The sequence below is a fragment of the Photorhabdus thracensis genome, assembly GCF_001010285.1.
In the GTDB taxonomy this organism is placed as follows: Bacteria; Pseudomonadota; Gammaproteobacteria; order Enterobacterales; family Enterobacteriaceae; genus Photorhabdus; species Photorhabdus temperata.
This window is the reverse complement of sequence record NZ_CP011104.1, coordinates 4,889,854-4,902,791: the sequence shown is the minus strand read 5'-3', so window position 1 is coordinate 4,902,791 and position 12,938 is coordinate 4,889,854. Positions and strand designations below refer to the sequence as shown.

Here is a 12,938-nt window from a genome sequence, read left to right as displayed (position 1 = left end):
AAAGGAGTGATATCGTGCGTGTAAGTACCAATATATTGTACGACCAGAAAATGATTGGCATCACTTTGGCTCAGTCAAAATGGATGCAGCAGGGAGCACAGCTATCCAGTGGTCAGAGAGTGATAAACCCGTCAGATGATCCTATGGCTGCGTCTCAGGGAGTGATGATAGCCCAGGCAGAATCTCAGAATCAGCAATATATGACGGCTCGTTCATTTGCCAAGAACGCGGTTTCTATGCAATTAAGCGTCGTATCCAAATCCGTTGGTGTCGTACAAAATGTTAGTGAAAGCCTTGTCGCCACAGTAAACGGTATATTGAGTGATGAAGACCGTAACTCGCTGGCTATCCAACTGGAAGGTTTTAAAGAACAACTGGTTAATCTGGGTAATTCGACTGATGGTAATGGCCGCTATATTTTTTCCGGCTATAAAACGGATGTAAAACCTTTTGATGAGAGTAAAAGCGGTGTCGTCAGTTACAACGGTGGTTATGAGGAAGTGACTCAGAAAGTGGATAGCAACCGTTCTATGATTATCGGGCATACTGGGGAGCAGGTGTTTCTCTCTTCTACCAGTAACCCGGTAAAAGAGCCGGATGGTAGCCCCAGTGAATCTGATATCTTCAAAACCATTGACATGGCGATTCGATCATTAAGAACGCCACTTCAAGGGGCAGATCAAGAAACCCGTGATGATGCGTTGGAATTGCTGAATAAGGCAAACCGTGGTGCCCGTAATGCGCTGAATAATATTTCTTCTGTGGAATCAGTACTTGGTTTACAACTGAAAGAAATTGAAGAATTAAACAGCCTGGGTGCAGAACGTAGCCTGGCAAATAAAAGCCGTTTGAGTGAGCTGGTCGATGTGGAATGGAACTCGACGATTTCTAATTATTATCAGCAACAAGCTGCGCTTCAGGCATCATATAAAACATTTACCGATATGAAAGGCATGTCGCTGTTTGAGATTTATCGTTAATTCTGTTTTCTTACTTATCTCTTGCTAAATAATCGCTGGTTTAGGCCAGCGATTATTTTCAATTTAATTGATTTGTATTTAATTGAAATCCATTAAGTATTTCGAGTATTCATTATATTTCCACCAGTATAAACCTCAAAGACTTGATTAGGATTTATGAAGATGAGTCGTGTTTTCATGCTATTGTTTCCTTATTAATTATTACAACTATTTAGCTGTTATTATCTGATGAGAGTGATGAGTTTAGTAACTTCAACTTCTGCGTGTTCGATATTACTGAGATTGATGGCTGTCACTTTATAGAAGTAAATAGGGTTAGGCGGTCTTAATAATTCTTTAATTTCGCCGGGCTGGATATCTATAAAAGTATACAGGTTGTAACTTCCGAATGGTGATGCCCAATAATTTGCTGCTCTAATTGGTGCTGGACCTTTGTTTTTTATAATGAAATTAGGCTCTTGTCCAGAAGGTACTAATATATTTCCATTAACATAAATCTCAAAGGTTTGATCAGGGTTTATAATTATAAGTTGTGTTTGCATATTATTTTTTCCTTATGGTTTTGGTTGTTTTTCTGCATGTGGTGCAGGTAATCTTATTTGCGAAATTTAACTTAACACTTCTTCTGAATAGTTAAATATTGAAATTTGTCAGTGATTTAAAATAAATAAGATAAATGAATTCATCATGTTTAAGTTCTAATTCAATAGATAGAGGGAATAATGGAATAGCATGAATCCAAAAAATGGCTAGAATCTCAAGGCACCGATATTATCACTTTTGAATTTTATTTTTGAAAATATTGTTAGCCAGCTAAATAGTTATGGTAGCAGTGTTAATATTGGCTGAGAAAACAGATCTGCTACTGTGTTTTTATTGCTGGTTCAGGCCAGAGATTCTTGTTAATTCAATTGAGTCGATATCGTTAATTGTAACTCATTCAATACGTTAGAGTTATTTATTAATATCCTGCATGAATTCCTATTCTTGCCAGAAGAAAATCTTGTTTTTTCGAAAAAATAAGTCGATTTTTCCTTCCCTTTTCTATTCTCCCATTCGTATGTTAGTTAACCAAACCGATGGCGGTTGATAATTTTAGGCTGTAGGAATGGGTAAGCGCTCGGTCGAAATAGGGTGGATAAAAGCTGGGCTGATTAACCTGCCGGTAAAACAGGTTCGGTAATCTTTTGAGTCAATGTAAGGTGAGATTATGGTTATTTTAAGCGATTTCTTTCATTTCCTGAGCGTCAACCTCGCTCTGTCAGGAGGAATATAATGGCGGATTCAGGACTGGTTTTTACCCTCACCGTAGGTAATCTCCCGGAGCAAACTTTTGCTGTGGTTGAATTCACCCTTAATGAAGCGCTGTCAACATTATTTTGCCTGGAAGCCGCGTTAACCAGCGCTGACCCGGATATTGATTTTGCCGATGTGCTGGATAATGCCGCCACACTGACCGTTTATCGCGACGGGCAACTGGAACGCAGTGTGACCGGGATGGTGACTCAGTTTGAACAAAGCACGACAGGTCGCCATCGCAGTCATTATTCCCTGACACTGCATCCGGGTTTATGGCGTGCGGGATTACGGGTTAATTCCCGCATTTTTCAGCGCCAATCCGTTGCCGATATTGTCGGAAAATTGCTGAAAGAAAATGGAGTCAGGAACTTCGTTTGTCACCTGCGTTATGAACATCCTGAGCGGGAATTTTGTGTTCAGTATGATGAGAGCGACCTGACGTTTCTCCAGCGCTTATTGGCGGATGAAGGGATATTTTATTACTTTGTATTCAACCCAGAGCAGGGTGAACCCTTAGTGGTTTTTTTTGATTCTCATCGAATAAATGGTAACCATTCACTGCCCTACCATCCAGGAAGGGATGAGACAGGAAGCCAATGCTGTATCAATCAATTTCGCTGGCGTGAGCAGGTCGGCATTGCGCGTGTTTTTTTGCGCGATCGTACCTTTAAAAATCCCGTCTGGGCCGCCGAGTATTTCTATCATGAACGTCAGCTTAACCATCAACGCTCAGATCTGCACAGTTACGATTACTATGATTTTCCCGGGCGCTATAAAGACGAGACTGGTCAGCGGATCAGTCAATATCGTCTGGAAGCCCTCCGCCGTGACGCGATGCTCGGTCACGGGGAAAGCGACTGTTTTGTCCTTTCGGCAGCTTCGGGGTTTACGCTTACCGATCATCCGAAAGAGAAATTTAATGCTCTCTGGCAAGTGATTGAAATCAGTCATCACGGCAGACAACCGCAGGCGGATGGATCCCGTTTTGGCGAGAGGGGGACCACTTTAACCAACAGCTTCACCTTTGGTGACTGTAACCGGGTATGGCGTCCTTCACCTTACCCGAAACCGCGCATTGATGGTCTGCAAATTGCGACCGTTGTTGGTCCGGAAGGGGAAGAAATCTTTTGTGATGAATATGGGCGGGTACGGGTGCAGTTTGCCTGGGACGAATATGGCAAATTTAATGATCACAGCTCCTGCTGGATTAGAGTCAGCCAGGCTTGGGCCGGCAAGCGCTGGGGCATGATCGCCATCCCGCGCGTGGGTCAGGAAGTGCTGGTGGATTTTTTGTATGGTGACCCGGACCAGCCGATTATTATTGGGCGCACCTATCATGCCAGCAATATTGTGCCGAACCCGTTACCGATAGCAAAAACCCAGATGTCAATTCGTTCAAAAACCCATAAAGGGGATGGGTTTAATGAACTGCGGTTTGAGGATGAAAAAGACCGGGAAGAGGTGTTTATTCATGCGCAGAAAAATCTGGCGATTCAGGTGCGTAATTCCCGGGATGAGAAAATTAATTACAACCGCACAACCGTTATTGGACATGATGACGAACTGGCGGTTGCCAATAACCGTAAAGTGACAGTTGAAGGACAACAGGATCATAAAACTACCGGTGATTATATTGCTCAGGTTGACGGTGACAAAGCCTTGCAGGTTAAAGGCGATGTGATACAGAAAATACAGGGCGTATTCAGTATCGATACCCATGATGACATCACAGTGAAAAGCGGCGGTAAAATTACCCTAGAAGTGGGTAATAGTTTTATCGTCATTCATGCTGGTGGTGTGGATATTAAAGGTCCGTCTATTAACCTAAATTCGGGGGGCAATCCCGGCGTCTTATTACAACCGGTTAATCCGGCTATTTTGCAAAGTGCCGCTCATGCCGGTTCGATGTTTGTTGCACATTGTCCGATGGAGAAAAATCACAATGATTAAAGAAAAACTTTATGCCGTCGTTGACGCTGCAACAGAATCAAGGTTGCTGCTTATATTAGGGCATTTTAAGCCCCCTTACACCTGTCTTTACGATGAATCTTTACCGCCTGAATTGCTTAAGGTTGCGCCTTATTTAGTGGAGGTCACAGAAAGGTTTAAACTTTATCTGGAGGAGTGGAAAACGCCTTGGGGAATTTACTTGAGTACTCAGGCGGACATGAAAACATTACGTCGGCATCTGCGTAAGCATTTACAAGTATTGTTGCCCGGTCAGGATAAACCGGTCTTTTTTCGGTTTTATGATCCGCGCAATATCTGGGATTTTCTCAACGTACTCAGTGACTGGGAAATTCACTGCTTTATGGGGCCGATAGATAAAATTGCCACCAACTATCAGGGCAATATTCAAAGTCATGATTTTCTCGCTGCCAGAGAACACTATCCGCAAGGCGCTAGCAATAAAAGAAAGCTATTGTCGATTACGTCAGAACAACTGGAAAAGATTGATGCTGCTTTTGCTGAACGTTATGTACAGACATTGGTGGCGTCGGTTATCGAATGGGAAATTATTGAGGGTTTTGATTACGTTGGATATATCCGGGCACTGGTTACCGAATTAAAAAATATCGGTATCACGGATGATCACAGTGTCCGGGGAATACTGAAATTATTCTTTTCACAAAGACACCGGTCTGTTGAAGAATCGCCTGCCCATTATAAACGTATATTGAATAGTATCGGTGAGCCGGGGCATATTCGGGCTGAGAAACTGTTATTTCAGGAGTTAAGGCGTTCATCATCACCTTGGTTCCAGTTTAAGGACTAATTATTTTAACCTTGTGAGAGATGAGGAGGGAATATGGGTAATGCGGTAAAAATTGGTGATATCGGTACGGCACATGATGATTGTCAAGCAACGCCGGTTATTTTGGGATCTGCTAGTGTAAAAGCCGATAATATTCCTCTGGCGCGTCAGGGGGATATTTTGGCACCTCATTCATCCCATTCACGAATAATTGCCGGTGGTTCCAGCACCGTTTTTATTGACGGTAAACCTGCTGCGAGAACCGGTGATGCGGTGAGTTGCGGCGGAATAGTGATTGGTGGTGGTAGTGTCAATATTGGCTAAGGAAAAAACGTGCTCTCAGTTAACATGAAAAGTGCGGTTTGCGATTGTAAAATCCCGGATCCCTGTATTCACAAATTAACTTTAAAAGTCGGTAAACGGGTTTTTATTTATCACCAGATTGAACCGATAGGGGATATTTGGGTAGTTGATGACGCTGACGGCATTCCCGTGGCGATTTCTCTGGTGGGAAAACGGTGTGTATCTGACAATCCGCAGTGCCCGAAAGCGATTTTTTATAGCCCGGATAATCCGGCGTTTCAGTTTCATGAATTGGCTAAAAACCCCATAAAAGGGCCGGGTACCGAGGATAAAATTCATTTTTCCAACCACACCTTACCGGTCGATCCGATAGCCAGTGATCCGCTGGGCTTTATTGAATCGTCTCTGTTTCAGCCAGGGGAGCTGAGTCATTTGCCCCATACCGATTATATTCTTGAGCTGACGCAATGCTACGGCCAGCCTTTTGTCACGCGTTCATTCCCGTTGGCGGACGATAAAGTGAAGGCGTTGTTATTGGGGCCGGTTGATGCGCTTTACACGACAATCCATGTTTTGCCGCAATATGAATGGACGCTGGATGTGACGATAGGGGCAGAGCAGGAAGTCCGGGAAAGAAGTGTGACGGAAAGAAAAGCGGAGGCGCTTGAGGAAAGGAAAAAAGCCAATCCGCATGCGAAAAGGCCGGGCGAAAACTGGCATAAACGCACCGCCGGCTATGAATTAACGGACACGTTAACTGTCGACGGGAGTTTTGCTTACACGTTAGGCCCCTATTCCCACACCTTCACGAGCGAATTGGAAGAAGAGTTTAAAACCAAACGCAGGAAACTGGGGTTAGTGAATAAAGGGCTTCAGGCGGTTGCGGTGGAATTAGCACCGCTGATGGGGATTAAATTACGGCTGGATTTAATTCAGGCATTTGCCACGGAGTTCGGTGTTGAGAAATTAATTGCCTTAATTCGGGAGCAGGGGTTAAAAGGAAAGGCGGCGGTAGACGACGGGCGGGACGGCGCTTATCTGGGGGCGCAATTGGATATGGTTTTGGAGGGGGCGTTAAATCTGTCGTTTAAATATGCCAGCAATGAAGAGCGGGAGATGGGATTCCAGTTGGGGGATATGGTCAAGGGTACGTTAGCAATTAGGGCGGAAACTAATATTCAGGCGGGCTTTAAATATTATCTGGTGGAAGGGTATTTTAAAGCCGGTGCGGATATTGAAGCGGAAGGGTGTTTTGAACTGGATAAGCAGGATAAAGGATTATGTCTGGTGTTTTTCCATGAGGGGATTGTTGCCAGTTATTATGTGGAGTATGGGGTGGGAGTTGCGCCATTTGATAATAATGGTAAGTCTATCAGATCAGGAAGCAATGTGGATAACAAGAAACAAAAAAAATGGGAAATATATCCGAAGTTGCCAAAAGAAAAGTCAACATACAAACTGAGGCTATCGCAATGAAGAAAGTGGTTTTATTTTTAATGGCCTTATTTTCATTATCAACTTATGGGGGAAATACGATGGATAAAGTTAAATATATTGCTTATTTAGAAACAAATCAGGCATTTTGTGTACTTACAGTCAATGGGATCTACACTTTAAGTAATCTGGGTTCGATTAGCGGTACTGTATCAACTGGCTACAATGTTGCAGTGATATTGCAAAACGGTAAGAACGTTATCAGCCTTGATATGGGGCCATTAAGTGCCCGGGATGATAAGTATGTTTATAAAGAGAAAGATGCGAAGTGCAAAGTTCGACTGGTGAGGGTGACGCCCTATGATTCCGATGAAATTACGAATATTATCACCAAGGTAGCAGATAAAGATGGGATACTGAAACCCAATAGTATGCAGTCTGTTAATTTTAATATTGATACTGATCAATCCAGTAAAATTACGACGAAAGAATACCCGGATGAATTTTATTATCATACGGAACGAACAGTCACATTAAATGATCTGCCTGTCTGGGCCTGGACTATGGCGACCCCTTTGCCGGAAACTACGACAAGTACTGAGCTGGTTAAAAAAGCTTATGAAGATATCTGGCAAATAATGAAGAATAAAGATCCGGTGGCTTTACAACATGCCGCCAAGATAATGTTGTATGAACATGCTCAGGCTAATGACAGTACGGAACAAAGTTATTTTGATTCTTTAGATTTTGGGAGAAATTTTGATGAGGGTTATCAGGCTATACCGATAGACTGGAGAAAATATAAGTTAGTACGTTATCTGGGGGGCAGGTTATTCCGATTTGAAATTGAAGATAGTAATAATTCTCCATTATTAATTAGAGATAAAAATGGTGAAAACGGTCGCACATTTAGCCCCTATTTTTCTTTAATTAATGGAAAGATAGTTATTTCACGGTAACTATGACCTTTTTAAAATCACTCAGTATTAACTGTTTCCGGCAGCTAATAGTGAGAGGGGAGGAAAAACTATGCTCTCAGTTAATATGAAAAGTGCGGTTTGCGATTGTAAAATCCCGGATCCCTGTATTCACAAATTAACCTTAAAAGTCGGTAAACGGGTTTTTATTTATCACCAGATTGAACCGATAGGGGATATTTGGGTGGTTGATGAATCTGACGGCATCCCCGTGGCGATTTCCCTGGTGGGAAAACGGTGTATATCTGATAATCCGCAATGCCCGAAAGCGATTTTTTATAGCCAGGATAATCCGGCGTTTCAGTTTCATGAATTGGCTAAAAACCCCATAAAAGGGCCGGGTACCGAGGATAAAATTCATTTTTCCAACCACACCTTACCGGTCGATCCGATAGCCAGTGATCCGCTGGGCTTTATTGAAGCGTCTGTGTTTCAGCCAGGGGAGCTGAGTCATTTGCCCCATACCGATTATATTCTTGAGTTGACGCAATGCTACGGCCAGCCTTTTGTCACGCGTTCATTCCCGTTGGCGGACGATAAAGTGAAGGCGTTGTTATTGGGGCCGGTTGATGCGCTTTACACGACAATCCATGTTTTGCCGCAATATGAATGGACGCTGGATGTGACGATAGGGGCAGAGCAGGAAGTCCGGGAAAGAAGTGTGGTGGAAAGAAAAGCGGAGGCGCTTGAGGAAAGGAAAAAAGCCAATCCGCATGCGAAAAGGCCGGGCGAAAACTGGCATAAACGCACCGCCGGCTATGAATTAACGGACACGTTAACTGTCGACGGGAGTTTTGCTTACACGTTAGGCCCCTATTCCCACACCTTCACGAGCGAATTGGAAGAAGAGTTTAAAACCAAACGCAGGAAACTGGGGTTAGTGAATAAAGGGCTTCAGGCGGTTGATACGTTACAAAAACTGTTTTCCAGTGAGGGCAGTCAGGAAATAAAACTGCTGGACATGGAAATCCAGACGCCGGAAATAAAATTAAGCGGCGGCAGTAAACTAGTCAACGCCTCGCATGGCAATGAGGCTTATTTTGAACAGGCGGTTGCGGTGGAATTAGCACCGCTGATGGGGATTAAATTGCGGCTGGATTTAATTCAGGCATTTGCCACGGAGTTCGGTGTTGAAAAATTAATTGCCTTAATTCGGGAGCAGGGGTTAAAAGGAAAGGCGGCGGTAGACGACGGGCGGGACGGCGCTTATCTGGGGGCGCAATTGGATATGGTGCTGGAAGGGGCGTTAAACTTGTCGTTTAAATATGCCAGCAATGAAGAGCGGGAGATGGGATTCCAGTTGGGGGATATGGTCAAGGGTACGTTAGCAATTAGGGCGGAAACTAATATTCAGGCGGGCTTTAAATATTATCTGGTGGAAGGGTATTTTAAAGCCGGTGCGGATATTGAAGCGGAAGGGGGTTTTGAACTGGATAAGCAGGATAACGGGTTATATCTGGTATTTTTCCATGAGGGGATCGTTGCCAGTTATTATGTGGAGTATGGGGTGGGGAAAAGTACAACTGAAAATAAAAATAGTAGCTTTAATCCACAGAGCAAAGTAGATACCAAGAAGCAAAAAAAATGGGAAATATATCCAAAACTGCCAAAAGAAAAGTCGACATATAAACTGAGGTTATCGCAATGAAAAAATTCATTTTGTTTTTTATGGTTTTATTTTCATTATCAGCTTATGGGGAAAATACGATGGATAAAATTAAATATATTGCTTACTTAGAGTCGAATAAAGTGCTTTGTAGATTTAAAGTGAATGGAATTACTACCTTAGATAATTTTAGTTCTATATCGGGTACAATATCGACCGGATATAACATTGCACCGCTATTGCAAAACAGTAAAAACACTCTTAGCCTTGATATGGGGCCATTAAGTGCCCGGGATGATAAATATATTTATAAAGAAAAAGATGCGGAATGTAAGGTTAGATTGGTAAGGGTAACTCCTTATGAGTCTGATGAAGTGACTAATATTATTACCAGCGTGGCAGATAAAAATGGCACATTAGAACCTGATAGTACGCAGTCCGTTAATTTTAATATTGATACTACACAATCTAGTAGAATTACGACGAAAGAATATTCGGATGAGTTTTATTATCATACAGAGCGGACAGTGACATTAAATGATTTGCCTGTCTGGGCTTGGACGACGGCTACCTCTTTGCCGGAGACAACAGCAAGCACTGAATTGGTTAAGAAAGCCTATGAAGATATTTGGCAAATGTTGAAAAAACAGGATTTGACGGCACTGAAAACAGCCTATCAGTTAACGTTGCATGAGGAATCCCAGGCTAATGACAGTACTGAACAAATTCATTTTGATTCGTTGGATTTTAAGCATTACTTTGATAAGGGTTATCAGGCAGTGCCGATAAACTGGAGTAAATATAAACTGGTGCGCTATATGGATAGCCGATTATTCCGATTTGAAGTTAAAGATGGGATACAGTCTCCATTATTAATTAGGGATAGGAATGGTGAGAACGGTCAAACATTTAATCCATTCTTTTCTTTGATCAATGGAAAGGTAGTTATTTCACGGTAACTATGACCTTTTTAAAATCACTCAGTATTAACTGTTTCCGGCAGCTAATAGTGAGAGGGGAGGAAAAACTATGCTCTCAGTTAACATGAAAAGTGCTGTGTGTGATTGTAAAATCCCGGATCCCTGTATTCACAAATTAACTTTAAAAGTCGGTAAACGGGTTTTTATTTATCACCAGATTGAACCGATAGGGGATATTTGGGTAGTTGATGACGCTGACGGCATTCCCGTGGCGATTTCTCTGGTGGGAAAACGGTGTGTATCTGACAATCCGCAGTGCCCGAAAGCGATTTTTTATAGCCCGGATAATCCGGCGTTTCAGTTTCATGAATTGGCTAAAAACCCCATAAAAGGGCCGGGTACCGAGGATAAAATTCATTTTTCCAACCACACCTTACCGGTCGATCCGATAGCCAGTGATCCGCTGGGCTTTATTGAATCGTCTCTGTTTCAGCCAGGGGAGCTGAGTCATTTGCCCCATACCGATTATATTCTTGAGCTGACGCAATGCTACGGCCAGCCTTTTGTCACGCGTTCATTCCCGTTGGCGGACGATAAAGTGAAGGCGTTGTTATTGGGTCCGGTTGATGCGCTTTACACGACAATCCATGTTTTGCCGCAATATGAATGGACACTGGATGTGACGATAGGGGCAGAGCAGGAAGTCCGGGAAAGAAGTGTGGCGGAAAGAAAAGCGGAGGCGCTTGAGGAAAGGAAAAAAGCCAATCCGCATGCGAAAAGGCCGGGCGAAAACTGGCATAAACGCACGGCGGGTTATGAATTAACGGATACGTTAACTCTTGAGGGGAGTTTTGCTTACACGTTAGGCCCGTATTCCCACACCTTCACGCATGAACTGGAAGAAGAGTTTAAAACCAAACGCCAGAAACTGGGGTTAGTAAATAAAGGTCTTCAGGCGGTTGATACATTGCAAAAACTGTTTTCCAGTGAAGGCAGTCAGGAAATAAAACTGCTGGACATGGAAATCCAGACGCCGGAAATAAAATTAAGCGGCGGCAGTAAACTGGTCAACGCCTCGCATGGCAATGAGGCTTATTTTGAACAGGCGGTTGCGGTGGAATTAGCACCGCTGATGGGGATTAAATTAAGGCTGGATTTAATTCAGGCATTTGCCACGGAGTTCGGTGTTGAGAAATTAATTGCGCTTATTCGTGAACAGGGGTTAAAAGGAAAAGCGGCGGTAGACGACGGGCGGGACGGCGCTTATCTGGGGGCGCAATTGGATATGGTGCTGGAAGGGGCGTTAAATCTGTCGTTTAAATATGCCAGCAATGAAGAGCGGGAGATGGAATTCCAGTTGGGGGATATGGTCAAGGGTACGCTGGCGATTAGGGCGGAAACCAATATTCAGGCGGGCTTTAAATATTATCTGGTGGAAGGGTATTTTAAAGCCGGTGCGGATATTGAAGCGGAAGGGTGTTTTGAACTGGATAAGCAGGATAAAGGATTATGTCTGGTGTTTTTCCATGAGGGGATCGTTGCCAGTTATTATGTGGAGTATGGGGCAGGAGTCGCGCCATCTGAAAATATCGGCAACTCTACTGAGAAAAGAAGTCGGGTGGATAATAAAGAACAAAAAAAATGGGAGATATATCCGAAGTTGCCGAAAGAAAAGTCGACATACAAACTGAGGTTATCGCAATGAAAAAATTTTTTGTATTTTTTATGGCCTTATTTTCATTATCAGCTTATGGGGAAAATACGATGGATAGAGTTAAATATATTACTTACTTAGAAACAAACCGCGCGTATTGTGTTCTCAGAATCAATGGGGTTTATATTTTAAGTAATCTGGGGTCAAGGACCGGGACCATATCAACGGGTTACAATGTTGCGCCATTATTGCAAAATGGTAAAAATACTATTTATATCGAAATGGCTCCGTTTATTGATGTAGACGAGAAATATTTTTATCAAGAAAAAGGTACGGAGTGTAAGGTTAGGCTGGTAAGGGTAACTCCTTATGAATCTGATGACGTGACTAATATTATCGCCAGTGTGGCAGATAAAAATGGTACGTTAGAACCCACCAGTATGAAATCCGTTAATTTTAATATTGATACCGCTAACTATAGCAAAATTACGGAAAAAGATCTTAAAGATAGAGGGTTTTATTATGCGCAACGAACAGTCACATTAAATGATCTGCCTGTCTGGGCCTGGACGACGGCTACCCCTTTGCCGGAGACAACAGCAAGTACTGAGCTGGTTAAAAAAGCCTATGAAGATATTTGGCAAATAATGAAAAATAAAGATCCGGTGGCTTTACAACATGCTGCAAAAATAATGTTGTATGAACATGCGCAGGCTAATGACAGTACGGAACAAAGTTATTTTGATTCTTTAGACTTTGGGAGAAATTTTGATGACGGTTATCAGGCTATACCGATAGACTGGAGGAAATATAAGTTAGTACGTTATCTGGGGGGCCGGTTATTTCGGTTTGAAATTGAAGATAGTAATAATTCTCCATTATTAATTAGAGATAAAAATGGTGAAAACGGTCGTACATTTAGCCCCTATTTTTCTTTAATCAATGGAAAAGTGGTTATTTCACGGTAACTATGGCTTTTTTAAAATCACTCAGTATTAACTGTTTCCGGC

At 42.7% G+C, this 12,938-nt stretch carries 11 protein-coding genes; 10 read left to right on the top strand and 1 reads right to left on the bottom strand.

Annotated elements, in window-relative coordinates:
* The first annotated feature begins 14 nt into the window (after positions 1-14).
* A complete protein-coding gene (flgL, locus tag VY86_RS21400) occupies positions 15-980 on the top strand; it encodes a flagellar hook-associated protein FlgL (RefSeq protein ID WP_046976490.1) in 966 nt (321 codons plus the stop codon).
* Positions 981-1,201: 221 nt separating this feature from the next.
* Here flgL and VY86_RS21395 read toward each other — a convergent pair whose 3' ends face one another.
* On the bottom strand, positions 1,202-1,522 hold the full coding sequence (locus VY86_RS21395) for a hypothetical protein (RefSeq protein WP_046976489.1): 321 nt from the start codon (positions 1,520-1,522) through the stop codon (positions 1,202-1,204).
* Positions 1,523-2,255: 733 nt separating this feature from the next.
* Here VY86_RS21395 and VY86_RS21390 point away from each other — a divergent pair.
* From VY86_RS21390 to VY86_RS21350, 9 genes are all read left to right on the top strand, one after another.
* Complete coding sequence (locus VY86_RS21390) at positions 2,256-4,229, top strand: type VI secretion system Vgr family protein (protein WP_046976488.1); 1,974 nt, start codon at positions 2,256-2,258, stop codon at positions 4,227-4,229.
* Complete coding sequence (locus VY86_RS21385; protein ID WP_046976487.1) at positions 4,222-5,055, top strand: DUF4123 domain-containing protein; 834 nt, start codon at positions 4,222-4,224, stop codon at positions 5,053-5,055. The genes VY86_RS21390 and VY86_RS21385 overlap by 8 nt, the downstream gene beginning before the upstream one ends.
* Positions 5,056-5,088: 33 nt before the next feature.
* A complete protein-coding gene (locus VY86_RS21380) occupies positions 5,089-5,358 on the top strand; it encodes a type VI secretion system PAAR protein (protein WP_046976486.1) in 270 nt (89 codons plus the stop codon).
* Between the two features lie 9 nt (positions 5,359-5,367).
* A complete protein-coding gene (locus VY86_RS21375; RefSeq protein WP_082111283.1) occupies positions 5,368-6,813 on the top strand; it encodes a hypothetical protein in 1,446 nt (481 codons plus the stop codon).
* On the top strand, positions 6,810-7,730 hold the full coding sequence (locus VY86_RS22720; RefSeq protein ID WP_052760885.1) for a hypothetical protein: 921 nt from the start codon (positions 6,810-6,812) through the stop codon (positions 7,728-7,730). The genes VY86_RS21375 and VY86_RS22720 overlap by 4 nt, the downstream gene beginning before the upstream one ends.
* 70 nt (positions 7,731-7,800) lie before the next feature.
* A complete protein-coding gene (locus VY86_RS21365; RefSeq protein ID WP_046976484.1) occupies positions 7,801-9,396 on the top strand; it encodes a hypothetical protein in 1,596 nt (531 codons plus the stop codon).
* A complete protein-coding gene (locus tag VY86_RS21360) occupies positions 9,393-10,313 on the top strand; it encodes a hypothetical protein (protein WP_046976483.1) in 921 nt (306 codons plus the stop codon). Before VY86_RS21365 ends, VY86_RS21360 begins: the two co-directional genes overlap by 4 nt.
* 70 nt (positions 10,314-10,383) lie before the next feature.
* Entirely contained in the window at positions 10,384-11,979 is a 1,596-nt protein-coding gene (locus VY86_RS21355; RefSeq protein ID WP_046976482.1) for a hypothetical protein, read from the top strand.
* Positions 11,976-12,896, top strand: coding sequence for a hypothetical protein (locus tag VY86_RS21350; RefSeq protein WP_046976481.1), 921 nt, complete (start codon positions 11,976-11,978; stop codon positions 12,894-12,896). Before VY86_RS21355 ends, VY86_RS21350 begins: the two co-directional genes overlap by 4 nt.
* Positions 12,897-12,938: the final 42 nt, after the last annotated feature.